This window comes from Pseudomonas sp. H3_A02 (assembly GCF_054671965.1).
The window spans coordinates 1,956,864-1,972,080 of record NZ_CP162807.1 but is presented as its reverse complement, the minus strand read 5'-3'; the positions used below and the strand labels follow the sequence as shown (position 1 = coordinate 1,972,080).

The following is a 15,217-nucleotide window of genomic DNA, read 5'->3' as shown; positions in this document are numbered from 1 at the left end:
GTTTCTGCTATGAAAGCTTTTACATAAATTGTCTCAATGGATAAGCCGCAGTGGGGAAATTACACATTGCTGAAATCGCGGCACAGACCGGCCTGTCCATCGCAACGGTGTCGCGGGTGCTTGCTGGCAAATCAAATACACGCCCGGCCACGAGAGAAAAAGTCTTAGCGGCGGCTCGTCAGCAGGGCGTGATGGAAAGCCTCGCCAACGGTCGTTTCCTGCTCAACGGGCTGACCATCTTCGCGCCCTCGCGGGCCTTCAACGTACGCTCTGATATCTTCTACTACAAAGTGATCCAGGGCATCACGCAGGCGGTCGCGCAACATGATGTTCGAGTCCGCTACTGCGAGCTTGAAGAGGTCGATAGTGACGCATTACTGTTTTTGGAAAAGATGAACCAGAAGGACACTGGTGCGGCGATCCTGATTGGTATTGATGATCCGCACATACACCAACTTGCCGCCGACCTCAGCAAGCCGACGGTGCTGATCAACTGCATTGATCGCAGCATGCGCCTGCCCTCGATATCGCCCGACCACTTTTTAATCGGTCATTATTCGATAAATTATCTGTTTCAGATGGGGCACCGAAATGTACTGACCCTCCAGTGCCTCAGGCGGTACACGATGGACCTGCGGATACGTGGAATTCGTGATGCATGGAAGGAGCAGAATCTCGAATTTGTCGAAGCAAGACACCTAATGGTTTGCGAGGGTTTCGGCAGTGCTGAATCTGAAGCGCGGATAGCGGCCTTCATCGAAAACTGCGCACCTGACGACCGACCAACTGCCATCCTGGCCGGGGGTGACTTTATGGCAGCCGGGGCAGTTAAAGCGCTCCAGAATGCCGGCTTGAGGGTTCCTCACGATGTTTCAGTGATGAGCATGGACGGGTTCAACCTGGCGGACATCAACGATATACCGCTCACCACGCTTCACGTGCCCCGCGATGAATTAGGCGCAGAAGCGATAAGGGTATTGAGACAACAGCTTTTCGAACCGCGATCTCCTCGTGGCAATCTTCTTCTCGGCGGGCAACTCATCACCGGCAGCTCAGTACGACGCATCAAGCACAGCGCCAAGCAAACGCCGGTCTATCAGAAGGTTATTTATGACTAATCAATTCGCGGCATAGTCCGTTAATCCGCGCTGCTCATCACCTGGGTCCATCTCGCGATATCTCGGCTTTATACAGGGCGAAAAAAACCCTCCTGGCTTTGCAGCGAAGAGGGCTTTTATCGAACTTTAAAGTATCAGCGAGTGAGGTGCCTCATCGACTAAAACGCCTCATGCGCCGTTACCACTGGATCTTATGCAGATCAGAACGGGATATCGTCGTCGAAGCTGTCAAAATCCGGAGCCGGCTGCGGCGCGGCCTGCTGTGGAGCCGCCGGGCGCTCGCGCTGTGGCTGTGGGGCCGACTGCTGCGGACGAGGAGCCTGCTGACGCGGGGCCGACTGCTGGTAGTTGTTGCCACCTTGCTGCTGGTCGCCCTGAGGACGGCCACCCAGCAATTGCATGGTGCCTTGCATGTCGACCACGATTTCGGTGGTGTAGCGCTTGATGCCGTCTTTTTCCCACTCGCGGGTCTGCAGCTTGCCTTCGATGTACACCTGCGAACCCTTGCGCAGGTATTCGCCGGCAATCTCGGCCACCTTGCCGAACATCGACACGCGGTGCCATTCGGTCTTCTCGACCTTCTGGCCGGTCTGCTTGTCGGTCCACTGCTCGCTGGTCGCCAGACTCAGGTTGGTCACGGCGTTGCCGTTCGGCAGGTAGCGAACTTCGGGATCCTGGCCGCAAGTACCGACCAATATGACTTTGTTAACCCCACGGGCCATAACGTTCTCCTAGGCTTCGCACGTGGTCGGGGCCGGGTTGTTCACCAGGCGCTCGAGCGTCGCGCGATCCAATAATTCGGTGTCCAGTTTGATATAAACGGCCGCTTCGTCGGCGACCACCACTGCATCGGTTACTCCAACGACGGCCTTCAGACGCTCGGTCAGGCCAGCCTCACGAATCGCCTCGGGCGATAAGGGCAAGCGCAGGCTCGTCACATAGGGAGGTTCGCGCATGGTAACAGCAAAGGCTAACCAAAGTGCAGCCAGCGCGGCACATCCCAGGAACACAACCGACAAACCGCCATGCTGGAACAGCCAGCCGCCGAGGATCCCGCCCAACGCCGAGCCCAGGAACTGGCTGGTGGAGTAGACCCCCATCGCCGTGCCCTTGCCGCCCGCCGGCGAAACCTTGCTGATCAGCGATGGCAGCGATGCTTCCAGCAGATTGAACGCGGTGAAGAACACCACCGTGCCAATCACCAGGGCCCGCAGGCTATCGCCGAACTGCCAGAAGAATAGCTCAGTGAGCATCAGCGTCACGACGGCGCCGAGCAAAACTCGTTTCATTTTGCGTCGTTTCTCGCCATAGATAATGAAAGGAATCATGGCGAAGAACGAAATCAGCAGCGCGGTCAAATAGACCCACCAGTGCTGTTCCTTGGGCAGGCCGGCCTTCTCGACCAAGGCCAGCGGCAAGGCCACGAAGCTGGACATCAGCATGGCGTGGAGCACGAAAATGCCCAAGTCCAGGCGCAACAGGTCCGGGTGCTTGAGCGTCGGGATCAATGCCTGGCGCGCCACCCCGGATTCCCGGTGCTGCAACGGCCCGGTGGCGTGCGGCACCATGAACGCCACGATCAGGATCCCCACAAGCGCCATGGCACCGGTCGCCAGGAACAGGCCGGACAAGCCAAAGGCCCGGGTCAGCAAGGGACCGACCACCATGGCCACGGCGAACGACAGACCGATGGTCATGCCGATCATGGCCATGGCCTTGGTCCGATGCTGTTCGCGGGTCAAGTCTGACAGCAGCGCCATGACGGCCGCGGAAATAGCCCCGGCGCCCTGTAGGATGCGTCCGGCGATCACGCCCCAAATCGAGTCGGCATTGGCCGCCAGCACGCTGCCGAGGGCGAAGACGATCAACCCCAGGTAGATCACCGGACGCCGGCCGATGCGGTCGGAAATGACCCCGAACGGAATTTGGAAAATCGCCTGGGTCAGGCCGTAAGCGCCAATCGCCAAGCCGATGAGGGCCGGGGTCGCGCCCGCCAGGTCCATGCCATAGGTCGCCAGCACCGGCAACACCATGAACATGCCCAGCATACGGAAGGCGAACACCAGGGCCAGACCGCTTGCTGCGCGTGTCTCACCACGACTCATGCGTTCGCTGTGGGGATCTTGCATGGAAAAACCTCATGTGAACCGGCGGCGATTCTACCAGTCCCATCGATTGAGAGGGTATATGGCGACCGTTTGCCGCGCAGTCTTCATGTATGGCTGCAATCGCGCCTGCAATAGTGTGCATCCATCCAGTATTTGCCCGTATACTCCTACGTTTTCGACGCCCGCCGAGCGAGGCCACTTTGGACAAGATCCTGATTCGTGGGGCCCGTACCCACAACCTGAAGAACATCGACCTGACCCTGCCACGGGACAAGCTGATCGTCATCACCGGCCTGTCCGGATCCGGCAAATCATCCCTGGCCTTCGACACGTTGTACGCCGAAGGCCAGCGACGCTATGTCGAGTCGCTGTCGGCCTACGCCCGGCAGTTCCTGTCGATGATGGAAAAACCCGACGTCGACACCATCGAAGGCCTGTCGCCGGCCATTTCCATCGAACAGAAGTCGACCTCCCATAACCCCCGGTCGACGGTCGGCACCATCACCGAGATCTACGACTACCTGCGCCTGCTGTATGCACGGGTGGGTATCCCCCGCTGCCCCGACCACGACATTCCCCTGGAAGCCCAGACCGTCAGCCAGATGGTCGACCTGGTGCTGGCCCTGCCCGAAGGCAGCAAGCTGATGCTGCTGGCGCCGGTGATTCGCGAGCGCAAGGGCGAACACCTGATGGTCTTCGAAGAACTGCGCGCCCAGGGCTTCGTGCGGGCCCGGGTCAACGGCAAGCTGTGCGAGCTGGACGAACTGCCGAAGCTGGATAAACAGAAGAAGCATACGATCGATGTCGTGGTCGACCGCTTCAAGGTCCGCGCCGACTTGCAACAGCGGCTGGCCGAATCCTTCGAGACCGCGCTGAAACTGGCCGACGGCATCGCCCTGGTCGCACCGATGGACGACGAGCCCGGCGAAGAGATCATTTTCTCCGCACGCTTCGCCTGCCCGATCTGCGGCCATGCCATCAGCGAGCTGGAACCCAAGCTGTTCTCCTTCAACAACCCGGCCGGCGCCTGCCCGACTTGCGACGGTTTGGGGGTCAAGCAGTTCTTCGACACCAAGCGGTTGGTCAATGGCGAGCTGACCCTGGCCGAAGGGGCGATTCGCGGCTGGGACAGGCGTAACGTCTATTACTTCCAGATGCTCGGTTCGCTGGCGGCTCATTACAAGTTCAGCCTGGACAAGCCATTCAACGAGTTGCCCGCCGACCAGCAGAAATTCATCCTGCACGGCAGCGGCTCGCAGAACGTCGACTTCAAATACCTCAACGACCGTGGCGATATCGTCAAGCGCTCCCACCCGTTCGAAGGCATCGTGCCGAACCTGGAGCGACGCTACCGCGAGACCGAGTCGGCCAGCGTGCGCGAAGAACTGGCCAAGTTCCTCAGCACCCAGCCCTGCCCCGATTGCCGTGGCACCCGCCTACGTCGCGAAGCGCGGCATGTATGGGTCGGCGAGAAGACGTTGCCGGCGGTGACCAACCTGCCGATTGGCGATGCCACCGATTACTTCGGCGGCTTGAAGCTCACCGGTCGGCGTGGCGAAATCGCCGACAAGATCCTCAAGGAAATCCGCGAGCGCCTGCAGTTCCTGGTGAACGTCGGCCTGGACTACCTGACCCTCGATCGCAGCGCAGACACCTTGTCCGGCGGCGAAGCCCAGCGTATCCGCCTCGCCAGCCAGATCGGCGCCGGTCTGGTGGGGGTGATGTACATCCTCGACGAGCCGTCCATCGGCTTGCACCAGCGGGATAACGATCGCCTGCTCGGGACCCTGAAACACCTGCGGGACATCGGCAACACGGTGATCGTGGTCGAGCACGACGAGGATGCCATCCGCCTGGCCGACTACGTGGTGGATATCGGTCCCGGCGCGGGCGTGCATGGCGGGCATATCGTTGCTCAGGGCACGGCCGCCGAAGTCATGGCGCACCCCGACTCGCTAACGGGCAAATACTTGTCGGGCCGGGTCAAGATCAAGGTCCCGGCCAAGCGTACGCCGCGCAACAAAAAGCTGTCGCTGACCCTCAAGGGCGCTCGCGGCAACAACCTGCGCAACGTCGACCTGGAAATCCCCATCGGCCTGCTGACCTGCGTTACCGGTGTATCCGGCTCCGGCAAGTCGACGCTGATCAACAACACCCTGTTCCCCCTCAGCGCCACGGCCCTGAACGGCGCCACCACCCTGGAAGCCGCCGCTCACGACAGCATCAAGGGCCTGGAGCACCTGGACAAGGTGGTCGACATCGACCAAAGCCCGATTGGCCGCACACCGCGCTCCAACCCGGCGACCTATACCGGGCTGTTCACACCGATCCGTGAACTGTTCGCCGGCGTGCCGGAGTCCCGTTCACGGGGTTATGGCCCGGGGCGTTTCTCGTTCAACGTCAAGGGTGGGCGCTGCGAGGCTTGCCAGGGCGACGGCCTGATCAAGGTGGAAATGCACTTCCTGCCCGACATCTACGTGCCGTGCGATGTCTGCAAGAGCAAGCGCTACAACCGCGAAACCCTGGAGATCAAATACAAGGGCAAGAACATTCACGAAACCCTCGAGATGACCATCGAAGAGGCCCGGGCGTTCTTCGACGCGGTGCCGGCCCTGGCGCGCAAGCTCCAGACGCTGATGGATGTCGGCCTGTCGTACATCAAGCTGGGGCAGTCGGCAACCACGCTGTCCGGTGGTGAAGCCCAGCGGGTCAAGCTGTCCCGCGAGCTGTCCAAGCGCGACACCGGCAAGACCCTGTATATCCTCGACGAGCCGACCACCGGCCTGCACTTCGCCGATATCCAGCAATTGCTCGACGTGCTGCATCGCCTTCGCGACCACGGCAACACCGTGGTGGTGATCGAACACAACCTGGACGTGATCAAGACCGCGGACTGGTTGGTAGACCTGGGGCCGGAAGGCGGTTCCAAGGGTGGCCAGATCATTGCCGTGGGTACGCCGGAACAAGTGGCCGAGATGAAGCAGTCCTACACCGGTTACTACCTCAAGCCGCTGCTGGAGCGTGATCGGGACTGATTCCACCCGAGCACGAAAAAGCCCCTGTCATCTCATCGATGGCAGGGGCTTTTTGTTTGTTTCCCTGTGGGAGCGAGCCTGCTCGGGATCAGTATGTCAGCCACATTTCTGCTGACTGACCCACCGCTATCGCGAGCAAGCTCGCTCCCACAATGAGTGCGTCAGAACTGCGATTGCAGGTAGTTCTCCAACCCGATCAGCTTGATCAGACCCAACTGCTTCTCCAGCCAGTAGGTGTGGTCTTCTTCGGTGTCGTTGAGCTGGATCCGCAAAATCTCGCGGGTCACGTAGTCGTTGTGCTGCTCGCAGAGCTCAATGCCTTTGCACAACGCGGCGCGAACTTTGTATTCCAAGCGCAGGTCAGCGGCCAACATATCGGGCACGGTGGTCCCGACATCCAGGTCATCGGCGCGCATGCGTGGCGTGCCTTCGAGCATCAGGATCCGGCGCATCAGTGCATCGGCGTGCTGGGTCTCTTCTTCCATCTCGTGGTTGATACGTTCGTAGAGCTCGGTAAAACCCCAATCCTCGTACATCCGCGAATGGATGAAATATTGATCACGGGCTGCCAGCTCGCCAGTCAGCAACGTGTTGAGGTAATCGATTACGTCTGGGTGACCTTGCATCGCCCTACATCTCCACAAGCTTTTAAAGGTTGTAGTTTGAACCAAGCTGACCGCAAGGTCACGGCCTCAACGCAATAAAAGCGAAGAAAATCCGAGAAAACCAAGCTAAATAACGCAAAAACCGCCCTAATGAGGGCGGTTCTGCTTCTCGTTTAGACTTAGTTAAGCGCTACGCCCAAGGCTTTTGCGATACCTTCTCCGTAGGCGACATCTGCCTTGAAGAAATGCTGCAACTGACGGTCAACCACATCTGCCGACACACCACCCATCGCACCGGCGATGTTGCTGATCAACAGGGCTTTCTGTTCATCATTCATCAAGCGGAACAACGCACCGGCGTGGCTGTAGTAGTCCGTGTCTTCGCGATGATCGTAACGGTCCGCCGCGCCACTGAGGGTCAGTGCCGGCTCCGCGTAACGCGGGGCCTGCTTCGGCGCCTCAACATAGCTGTTAGGCTCGTAGTTCGGTGCCGCCCCGCCATTGCTGCCAAACGCCATGGCGCCGTCGCGCTGGTAAGTGTTGACCGGGCTACGTGGCGCATTCACCGGCAATTGCTGGTGATTGGTACCCACACGGTAGCGGTGCGCATCGGCGTAGGCGAAGACACGGCCCTGCAGCATGCGATCCGGCGAGAGACCAACCCCTGGCACCATGTTGCTCGGGCCAAACGCCGCCTGCTCGACTTCAGCGAAGTAGTTCAACGGGTTGCGGTTGAGCTCGAGCACACCCACTTCGATCAACGGATACTCTTTCTGCGACCAAGTCTTGGTCACGTCGAACGGATTCTCGTAATGAGCCGCAGCCTGGGCTTCGCTCATGATCTGGATGCAGACGCGCCATTTCGGGAAGTCACCGCGCTCGATGGCCTCGAACAAGTCGCGCTGGGCGTAATCCGGGTCGGCACCGGCCAGGCGTGCCGCTTCTGCCGGCGCGAGGTTCTTGATGCCTTGCAGGGTCTTGTAGTGCCACTTCACCCAGTGCCGCTCACCCTGTGCGTTGATCAAGCTGTAGGTGTGGCTGCCGAAGCCGTGCATGTGGCGGTAGCCATCTGGAATGCCGCGGTCGGAAAACAGGATGGTGACCTGGTGCAGCGCCTCAGGCGAATGCGACCAGAAATCCCACATCGCCTGGGCACTTTTCAGGTTGCTTTGCGGCAGACGCTTCTGGGTATGGATGAAGTCTGGAAATTTCAACGGATCGCGGATGAAGAAAACCGGCGTGTTGTTGCCGACGATGTCCCAGTTACCTTCCTCGGTGTAGAACTTCAAGGCAAACCCGCGCGGATCACGTTCAGTGTCGGCCGAACCCCGCTCGCCACCCACGGTGGAAAAGCGCAGGAAGGTGGGTGTCTGCTTGCCGATCGACTCGAACAACTTGGCGCTGGTGTACTGGGTAATGTCCTGGGTGACGGTGAAGGTACCGTAGGCCCCCGACCCTTTGGCGTGCACACGACGCTCGGGAATGTTCTCGCGGTTGAAGTGAGCAAGCTTTTCGATCAGGTGAAAATCGTCGAGCAGCAGCGGGCCCCGCGGGCCGGCGGAACGAGAGTTCTGGTTATCGGCGACTGGAGCGCCGCTGGCGGTCGTAAGCGTTTTGATCTGGCTCATGCGCAATCTTCCTAGGTCGGTCTTCAAACTGCCGGCTAATCGGCTGGAAAGGAGTATCGATCATGTTAATGACAGTATCCAAATTCATTAAATCATGGACATCGATAGTCATTATCTAATGATGAAGACTTGCCGATAGCCGAGCCAGGCGAAACGGCCTAAGTACTTTTCAGCAGGCAACAAAAAACCGGGCACAAGGCCCGGTTTTTTGTTTGTTGCCGACTTACTCAGCGGATACAGCTTCACCGCTGGTAGCACGATCAACCAACTCGACGTACGCCATAGGCGCGTTGTCGCCAGCGCGGAAACCGCACTTGAGGATGCGCAGGTAGCCACCCTCACGGGTAGCGTAACGCTTGCCCAGGTCGTTGAAGAGCTTACCAACGATAGCTTTCGAACGAGTACGGTCGAAAGCCAGACGGCGGTTAGCCAGGCTATCTGTCTTGGCCAGAGTGATCAGCGGCTCAGCAACGCGACGCAGTTCTTTGGCTTTCGGCAGTGTAGTTTTGATCAGCTCGTGCTCGAACAGCGACACCGCCATGTTTTGGAACATGGCCTTGCGGTGCGAGCTGGTGCGGCTCAGGTGACGACCACTTTTACGATGACGCATGGTTCATTCCTTACCAAACACAACGTTCGGTGATTACGACGATCAGGCAGTCGCCTTGTCGTCCTTCTTAAGACTTGCAGGCGGCCAGTTGTCGAGGCGCATGCCGAGGGACAGACCGCGGGAGGCCAGAACGTCCTTGATTTCAGTCAAGGATTTCTTGCCAAGGTTCGGAGTCTTCAACAGCTCTACTTCGGTACGCTGAATCAGGTCGCCGATGTAGTAGATGTTTTCCGCCTTAAGGCAGTTAGCCGAACGTACAGTCAGTTCCAGATCGTCAACCGGGCGAAGCAGGATCGGATCGATCTCGTCTTCCTGCTCGACAACCACTGGCTCACTGTCACCCTTGAGGTCGACGAACGCAGCCAACTGCTGTTGCAGAATGGTTGCAGCACGGCGGATAGCCTCTTCAGGATCCAGGGTACCGTTGGTTTCCAGATCAATAACCAGCTTGTCCAGGTTGGTACGCTGTTCGACACGGGCGTTTTCCACCACGTATGCGATACGGCGAACTGGGCTGAACGAAGAGTCAAGCTGCAAGCGACCGATGCTGCGGCTTTCGTCTTCATCGCTCTGACGCGAGTCTGCCGGTTCATAACCACGACCACGAGCTACGGTGAGCTTCATGTTCAGGGCGCCGTTAGACGCCAGGTTAGCGATTACGTGATCGGGGTTAACGATCTCGACATCATGATCCAGCTGAATATCGGCAGCGGTAACCACCCCCGAACCCTTCTTCGACAAGGTCAGCGTAACTTCGTCACGACCGTGCAGCTTGATAGCCAGACCTTTCAGGTTCAACAGGATTTCAATTACGTCTTCCTGTACACCTTCGATGGCGCTGTACTCGTGGAGCACACCGTCAATCTCGGCCTCGACTACTGCACAGCCGGGCATTGAGGACAACAGGATGCGGCGCAGCGCGTTGCCCAGGGTGTGGCCGAAACCACGCTCGAGAGGCTCGAGTGTGATCTTGGCGCGGGTTGGACTGACAACCTGCACATCAATATGGCGGGGTGTCAGGAACTCATTTACCGAAATCTGCATGGATGCACCTATTTTCTAGCCCTTACTTGGAGTAGAGCTCGACAATCAGGCTTTCGTTGATGTCGGCGGACAGATCACTGCGAGCAGGAACGTTCTTGAAAACGCCCGACTTCTTCTCAGTGTCTACTTCTACCCATTCTACGCGGCCACGTTGGGCACACAGATCGAGAGCTTGGACAATGCGAAGTTGGTTCTTTGCTTTCTCGCGAACAGCAACCACGTCACCAGCACGAACCTGGTAGGACGGAACGTTTACGGTCTGACCGTTAACGCTGATCGACTTGTGCGATACCAGCTGACGGGATTCGGCACGAGTAGAACCGAAACCCATACGGTATACAACGTTGTCCAGACGGCATTCGAGCAGTTGCAACAGGTTTTCGCCGGTTGCGCCTTTCTTGCCAGCAGCTTCTTTGTAGTAGCCGCTGAATTGACGCTCGAGAACGCCGTAGATACGACGGACCTTCTGCTTTTCACGCAGTTGGGTGCCGTAATCGGACTGGCGACCGCGGCGTTGGCCATGGATACCAGGTGCTGCTTCAATGTTGCACTTCGATTCGATCGCGCGCACGCCGCTCTTCAGAAAAAGATCGGTGCCTTCGCGACGAGCGAGTTTGCATTTTGGACCAATGTAACGAGCCATTCTTTACAATCTCCTGGATTACACGCGGCGCTTCTTCGGCGGACGGCACCCGTTGTGCGGGATTGGCGTCACGTCGGTGATGCTGGCGATCTTGTAGCCACAGCCGTTCAAAGCGCGGACTGCGGATTCACGACCTGGACCTGGACCTTTGACGTTGACGTCGAGGTTTTTCAGGCCATATTCCAGCGCAGCTTGACCAGCACGCTCAGCAGCTACTTGAGCAGCGAACGGGGTGGACTTGCGGGAACCGCGGAAACCCGAACCACCGGAGGTAGCCCAGGAAAGAGCGTTACCTTGACGGTCGGTAATGGTCACGATGGTGTTGTTAAAAGAAGCATGGATGTGGGCGATGCCATCAACCACTGTCTTTTTAACTTTTTTACGAGGACGAGCAGCAGGTTTTGCCATGATTAAATTCCTGTCGATTCGCTGGGGCGATTACTTGCGGATCGGCTTACGCGGACCTTTACGGGTACGCGCGTTGGTCTTGGTACGCTGACCGCGTACTGGCAGACCACGACGATGACGCAGACCGCGATAGCAACCGAGGTCCATCAAGCGCTTGATTTTCATGTTGATTTCGCGACGCAGGTCACCTTCAGTGGTGAACTTCGCCACTTCGCCACGCAGCTGTTCAATCTGCTCGTCGCTCAGATCTTTGATCTTTGCCGCTGGGTTGACCCCAGTCACTGCACAAATTTTCTGTGCAGTAGTGCGACCAACACCATAGATGTAGGTCAGCGAGATAACAGTATGCTTGTTATCTGGAATGTTGACGCCTGCAATACGGGCCATTCAGTGGGACTCCAATTGACAGCTACCTACGCCCCGGAAGCCAAGAAATAGGGCGCGAGATAATATCGCTGTAATAACAAATAATCAACCCGGCAGCGCACTAGCTGCCGGGCTTAAAGCACAATCACACTCAGCCTTGGCGCTGTTTGTGACGCGGTTCCGCGCTGCAAATTACCCGAACAACACCTTCGCGGCGAATAATCTTGCAGTTACGGCACAGCTTTTTCACCGATGCACGAACTTTCATCACCAACTCCTCGAACCTTATGGACGCTACTCAGCGCAACATGCCGCTGCCGTAGCCCTTCAGGTTGGCTTTCTTCATCAGGGATTCGTACTGGTGCGAAACGAGGTGCGATTGTACTTGGGACATGAAGTCCATCACAACCACGACCACGATCAGCAACGAGGTCCCGCCAAGGTAGAACGGTACGTTTGCCGCAACCACCAGGAACTGGGGAAGCAAGCAGACGGCCGTCATGTAAAGAGCACCGAACAAGGTCAAACGAGTCAGAACGCCATCAATGTAGCGCGCCGACTGCTCACCTGGACGGATGCCCGGAATAAAGGCACCGGACTTCTTCAGGTTTTCCGCTACGTCTTTCGGATTGAACATCAACGCCGTATAGAAGAAGCAGAAGAAAATAATCCCTGCACTAAACAGCAGAATATTCAACGGCTGACCAGGAGCGATCGACTGCGAGATGTCCTGCAACCAGCCCATACCTTCAGACTGGCCGAACCAGGCACCCAACGAAGCCGGGAACAGCAAGATGCTGCTCGCGAAAATAGCCGGGATAACGCCGGCCATGTTCACTTTCAACGGCAAGTGGCTGGTCTGCGCAGCAAATACCTTGCGGCCCTGCTGACGCTTGGCGTAGTGAACAGCAATACGACGCTGGCCACGCTCAATGAACACCACGAAACCGATAATCGCTACTGCCAGCAAACCGATGGCAACCAGGGCAAAGATGTTGATATCACCCTGACGCGCAGACTCGAAAGACTGCCCGATCGCTCTCGGAAGACCGGCGACGATACCTGCGAAGATCAACATCGAGATACCGTTGCCAACACCACGCTCAGTAATCTGCTCACCCAGCCACATCATGAACATCGCACCCGCCACAAAAGTGGTTACCGCGACGAAATGGAAGCCAAAGTCACCAGTGAACGCTACGCCCTGCCCCGCCAAGCCGATGGACATGCCAACAGCTTGAACAAGAGCGAGGACGACAGTGAGGTAGCGGGTGTACTGGCTGATCTTGCGACGGCCAGCTTCACCTTCCTTCTTCAACTGCTCCAGCTGCGGGCTGACAGCGGACATCAATTGCATGATGATCGATGCCGAAATGTACGGCATGATCCCCAGTGCAAAGATGCTCATCCGCTCCAGCGCGCCGCCGGAAAACATGTTGAACAAGCTAAGAATGGTCCCCTCATTCTGTCGAAACAGGTCCGCGAGTCGGTCCGGGTTGATACCTGGAACCGGGATGTGTGCGCCTATTCGGTAGACGATAATCGCCAGGAACAGAAAACGCAGACGAGCCCAGAGTTCAGACATACCGCCTTTGCCGAGCGCAGAGAGAGCACCTTGCTTAGCCATTTATTCCTCGAACTTGCCGCCAGCTGCTTCGATAGCCGCACGCGCACCTTTGGTGGCGCCGATTCCCTTTCCGATGGTGACAGCACGAGCAACTTCGCCCGACAGCATGATTTTCACACGCTGAACGTTCTGGTTGATCACGTTGGCATCCTTCAGGGACTGCACGGTGACGATGTCGCCGTCCACTTTGGCCAGCTCGGACAGACGCACTTCTGCGCGATCCATGGCTTTCAGGGAAACGAAACCGAACTTCGGCAGGCGACGATGCAGCGGCTGTTGACCGCCTTCAAAGCCTGGAGCAATGGTGCCACCGGAGCGGGAGGTCTGACCTTTGTGGCCACGGCCACCGGTCTTGCCCAAACCACTACCGATACCACGGCCCGGACGATGCTTTTCGCGACGGGAACCCGGCGCTGGACTCAGATCATTGAGTTTCATCGATTAACCCTCGACACGCAGCATGTAGTAAGCCTTGTTGATCATCCCGCGATTTTCGGGAGTATCCAGGACTTCTACAGTGTGACCGATGCGACGCAGACCCAGACCCTTAACGCACAGTTTGTGGTTAGGGATGCGGCCGGTCATGCTTTTGATCAGCGTAACTTTTACGGTAGCCATGATCAGAAGATCTCCTTGACGCTTTTGCCACGCTTGGCGGCAATGGATTCAGGAGACTGCATTGCTTTCAAACCCTTGAAAGTGGCGTGAACCACGTTTACTGGGTTAGTCGAGCCATAGCACTTGGCCAGAACGTTCTGAACGCCAGCAACTTCGAGGACAGCACGCATAGCGCCGCCAGCGATGATACCGGTACCTTCAGAAGCAGGCTGCATGTACACCTTCGAAGCGCCATGGGCGGACTTCATTGCGTACTGCAGAGTGGTGCCGTTCAGATCAACCTGGATCATGTTGCGGCGAGCAGCTTCCATTGCCTTCTGGATCGCAGCAGGCACTTCACGCGACTTGCCACGGCCGAAGCCAACACGGCCTTTACCATCACCCACTACGGTCAACGCAGTGAAAGTGAAGATACGGCCGCCTTTAACGGTTTTGGCTACGCGGTTAACTTGAACCAGCTTCTCGATGTAGCCTTCGTCGCGCTTTTGGTCGTTATTTGACATAACTTAGAACTCCAGCCCAGCTTCACGAGCAGCATCAGCCAGCGCCTTGACGCGGCCGTGGTACTTGAAGCCAGAGCGGTCGAAAGCCACCTGCGAGACGCCAGCGGCTTTAGCACGCGTAGCGACCAGCTGGCCAACCTTAGTGGCCGCGTCGATGTTGCCAGTGGCGCCATCACGCAGTTCTTTATCCAAAGTCGAGGCACTTGCCAGGACTTTGTTGCCGTCGGCCGAAATGACCTGGGCGTAGATGTGCTGCGACGAGCGGAACACGCAGAGACGCACGACTTCGAGTTCGTGCATTTTCAGGCGTGCTTTGCGAGCGCGACGCAGTCGAGTAACTTTTTTGTCGGTCATTTGCTATGCCCTACTTCTTCTTGGCTTCTTTACGACGGACGACTTCGTCCGCGTAGCGCACACCTTTGCCTTTGTACGGCTCTGGTGGACGGAAGTCGCGGATCTCGGCGGCCACTTGACCTACCAGCTGCTTGTCGATGCCCTTGATCAGGATATCGGTCTGGCTAGGAGTCTCAGCGGTGATGCCTTCCGGCAGTTCATAATCCACTGGGTGCGAGAAGCCAAGAGCCAGGTTCAGCACTGTGCCTTTTGCTTGCGCTTTATAACCAACACCGACCAGCTGGAGCTTGCGCTCGAAGCCTTGGCTTACGCCTTGGACCATGTTGTTTACCAACGCACGAGTGGTACCAGCCATTGCGCGAGTCTGTTGATCGCCATTGCGAGCAGCGAAACGCAGCTCACCAGCTTCTTCAACGATCTCAACGGACGAATGGATGTTCAGTTGCAGAGTGCCCTTGGCACCCTTCACCGAAAGCTGTTGGCCTGCGAATTTTACTTCGACACCGGCTGGCAGCTTAACGGGGTTCTTAGCGACGCGTGACATGCTTAT

At 57.7% G+C, this 15,217-nt stretch carries 18 protein-coding genes; 2 read left to right on the top strand and 16 right to left on the bottom strand.

Annotated elements, in window-relative coordinates:
* Positions 1–50: 50 nt before the first annotated feature.
* Positions 51–1,118, top strand: coding sequence for a LacI family DNA-binding transcriptional regulator (locus tag AB4N80_RS08580; protein ID WP_122566151.1), 1,068 nt, complete (start codon positions 51–53; stop codon positions 1,116–1,118).
* A gap of 200 nt (positions 1,119–1,318) precedes the next feature.
* Here AB4N80_RS08580 and AB4N80_RS08575 read toward each other — a convergent pair whose 3' ends face one another.
* Together AB4N80_RS08575 and AB4N80_RS08570 are read right to left on the bottom strand one after the other, a co-directional pair.
* Positions 1,319–1,840: a single-stranded DNA-binding protein gene (locus AB4N80_RS08575; protein WP_122566150.1), complete on the bottom strand. Its 522-nt coding sequence runs from the start codon at positions 1,838–1,840 to the stop codon at positions 1,319–1,321.
* A gap of 9 nt (positions 1,841–1,849) precedes the next feature.
* A complete protein-coding gene (locus AB4N80_RS08570) occupies positions 1,850–3,247 on the bottom strand; it encodes an MFS transporter (RefSeq protein WP_122566149.1) in 1,398 nt (465 codons plus the stop codon).
* 179 nt (positions 3,248–3,426) lie between these two features.
* On the opposite strand from AB4N80_RS08570, the gene uvrA reads away from it, so the two are divergent.
* A complete protein-coding gene (gene uvrA, locus AB4N80_RS08565) occupies positions 3,427–6,261 on the top strand; it encodes an excinuclease ABC subunit UvrA (RefSeq protein WP_460081497.1) in 2,835 nt (944 codons plus the stop codon).
* Positions 6,262–6,422: 161 nt separating this feature from the next.
* On the opposite strand, the gene bfr is transcribed toward uvrA, so the two are convergent.
* The 14 genes from bfr to rplF form a co-directional block, all read right to left on the bottom strand.
* Positions 6,423–6,887 carry a bacterioferritin gene (gene bfr / locus AB4N80_RS08560; RefSeq protein ID WP_014340470.1) on the bottom strand — a complete coding sequence of 155 codons (465 nt, stop codon included), beginning with the start codon at positions 6,885–6,887 and terminating at the stop codon, positions 6,423–6,425.
* Between the two features lie 158 nt (positions 6,888–7,045).
* The gene (locus AB4N80_RS08555; RefSeq protein ID WP_460081494.1) at positions 7,046–8,494 is read right to left on the bottom strand and encodes a catalase; all 1,449 of its coding nucleotides are present in this window, start codon (positions 8,492–8,494) and stop codon (positions 7,046–7,048) included.
* Positions 8,495–8,717: 223 nt separating this feature from the next.
* On the bottom strand, positions 8,718–9,104 hold the full coding sequence (gene rplQ / locus AB4N80_RS08550; protein WP_003186009.1) for a 50S ribosomal protein L17: 387 nt from the start codon (positions 9,102–9,104) through the stop codon (positions 8,718–8,720).
* Between the two features lie 42 nt (positions 9,105–9,146).
* A complete protein-coding gene (locus AB4N80_RS08545; RefSeq protein ID WP_003186012.1) occupies positions 9,147–10,148 on the bottom strand; it encodes a DNA-directed RNA polymerase subunit alpha in 1,002 nt (333 codons plus the stop codon).
* A gap of 22 nt (positions 10,149–10,170) precedes the next feature.
* A complete protein-coding gene (gene rpsD / locus AB4N80_RS08540) occupies positions 10,171–10,791 on the bottom strand; it encodes a 30S ribosomal protein S4 (RefSeq protein WP_003176404.1) in 621 nt (206 codons plus the stop codon).
* 18 nt (positions 10,792–10,809) lie between these two features.
* Entirely contained in the window at positions 10,810–11,199 is a 390-nt protein-coding gene (gene rpsK, locus AB4N80_RS08535) for a 30S ribosomal protein S11 (protein WP_002555466.1), read from the bottom strand.
* 30 nt (positions 11,200–11,229) lie between these two features.
* Positions 11,230–11,586 carry a 30S ribosomal protein S13 gene (gene rpsM, locus AB4N80_RS08530; protein ID WP_003186020.1) on the bottom strand — a complete coding sequence of 119 codons (357 nt, stop codon included), beginning with the start codon at positions 11,584–11,586 and terminating at the stop codon, positions 11,230–11,232.
* Positions 11,587–11,716: 130 nt separating this feature from the next.
* Positions 11,717–11,833 (bottom strand): 50S ribosomal protein L36, encoded by a 117-nt coding sequence (gene rpmJ, locus AB4N80_RS08525; protein ID WP_002555468.1) that lies wholly within the window; start codon positions 11,831–11,833, stop codon positions 11,717–11,719.
* 30 nt (positions 11,834–11,863) lie between these two features.
* Positions 11,864–13,192 carry a preprotein translocase subunit SecY gene (gene secY, locus AB4N80_RS08520; protein WP_018612224.1) on the bottom strand — a complete coding sequence of 443 codons (1,329 nt, stop codon included), beginning with the start codon at positions 13,190–13,192 and terminating at the stop codon, positions 11,864–11,866.
* Positions 13,193–13,630, bottom strand: coding sequence for a 50S ribosomal protein L15 (gene rplO / locus AB4N80_RS08515; RefSeq protein WP_003186032.1), 438 nt, complete (start codon positions 13,628–13,630; stop codon positions 13,193–13,195). It abuts the gene before it with no gap.
* Positions 13,631–13,633: 3 nt separating this feature from the next.
* Positions 13,634–13,810 (bottom strand): 50S ribosomal protein L30, encoded by a 177-nt coding sequence (gene rpmD, locus AB4N80_RS08510; RefSeq protein ID WP_003186033.1) that lies wholly within the window; start codon positions 13,808–13,810, stop codon positions 13,634–13,636.
* Positions 13,811–13,812: 2 nt separating this feature from the next.
* Positions 13,813–14,313, bottom strand: coding sequence for a 30S ribosomal protein S5 (rpsE, locus tag AB4N80_RS08505; protein ID WP_003186035.1), 501 nt, complete (start codon positions 14,311–14,313; stop codon positions 13,813–13,815).
* A 3-nt stretch (positions 14,314–14,316) separates the two neighbouring features.
* Entirely contained in the window at positions 14,317–14,667 is a 351-nt protein-coding gene (rplR, locus tag AB4N80_RS08500; protein ID WP_003186037.1) for a 50S ribosomal protein L18, read from the bottom strand.
* Positions 14,668–14,677: 10 nt separating this feature from the next.
* Complete coding sequence (gene rplF, locus AB4N80_RS08495; protein WP_003186039.1) at positions 14,678–15,211, bottom strand: 50S ribosomal protein L6; 534 nt, start codon at positions 15,209–15,211, stop codon at positions 14,678–14,680.
* Positions 15,212–15,217: the final 6 nt, after the last annotated feature.

Bases quoted from the DNA above. Each gene is read 5' to 3' on its own strand.
- rpmJ (WP_002555468.1), bottom strand. From the start codon at position 11,833: ATGAAAGTTCGTGCATCGGTGAAAAAGCTGTGCCGTAACTGCAAGATT.
- rplQ (WP_003186009.1), bottom strand. From the start codon at position 9,104: ATGCGTCATCGTAAAAGTGGTCGTCACCTGAGCCGCACCAGCTCGCAC.
- rpsE (WP_003186035.1), bottom strand. From the start codon at position 14,313: ATGTCAAATAACGACCAAAAGCGCGACGAAGGCTACATCGAGAAGCTG.
- rplO (WP_003186032.1), bottom strand. From the start codon at position 13,630: ATGAAACTCAATGATCTGAGTCCAGCGCCGGGTTCCCGTCGCGAAAAG.
- AB4N80_RS08570 (WP_122566149.1), bottom strand. From the start codon at position 3,247: ATGCAAGATCCCCACAGCGAACGCATGAGTCGTGGTGAGACACGCGCA.
- rpsD (WP_003176404.1), bottom strand. From the start codon at position 10,791: ATGGCTCGTTACATTGGTCCAAAATGCAAACTCGCTCGTCGCGAAGGC.
- AB4N80_RS08555 (WP_460081494.1), bottom strand. From the start codon at position 8,494: ATGAGCCAGATCAAAACGCTTACGACCGCCAGCGGCGCTCCAGTCGCC.
- rplR (WP_003186037.1), bottom strand. From the start codon at position 14,667: ATGACCGACAAAAAAGTTACTCGACTGCGTCGCGCTCGCAAAGCACGC.
- rpsM (WP_003186020.1), bottom strand. From the start codon at position 11,586: ATGGCCCGTATTGCAGGCGTCAACATTCCAGATAACAAGCATACTGTT.
- bfr (WP_014340470.1), bottom strand. From the start codon at position 6,887: ATGCAAGGTCACCCAGACGTAATCGATTACCTCAACACGTTGCTGACT.
- secY (WP_018612224.1), bottom strand. From the start codon at position 13,192: ATGGCTAAGCAAGGTGCTCTCTCTGCGCTCGGCAAAGGCGGTATGTCT.
- AB4N80_RS08545 (WP_003186012.1), bottom strand. From the start codon at position 10,148: ATGCAGATTTCGGTAAATGAGTTCCTGACACCCCGCCATATTGATGTG.
- rpmD (WP_003186033.1), bottom strand. From the start codon at position 13,810: ATGGCTACCGTAAAAGTTACGCTGATCAAAAGCATGACCGGCCGCATC.
- rplF (WP_003186039.1), bottom strand. From the start codon at position 15,211: ATGTCACGCGTCGCTAAGAACCCCGTTAAGCTGCCAGCCGGTGTCGAA.
- rpsK (WP_002555466.1), bottom strand. From the start codon at position 11,199: ATGGCAAAACCTGCTGCTCGTCCTCGTAAAAAAGTTAAAAAGACAGTG.
- AB4N80_RS08575 (WP_122566150.1), bottom strand. From the start codon at position 1,840: ATGGCCCGTGGGGTTAACAAAGTCATATTGGTCGGTACTTGCGGCCAG.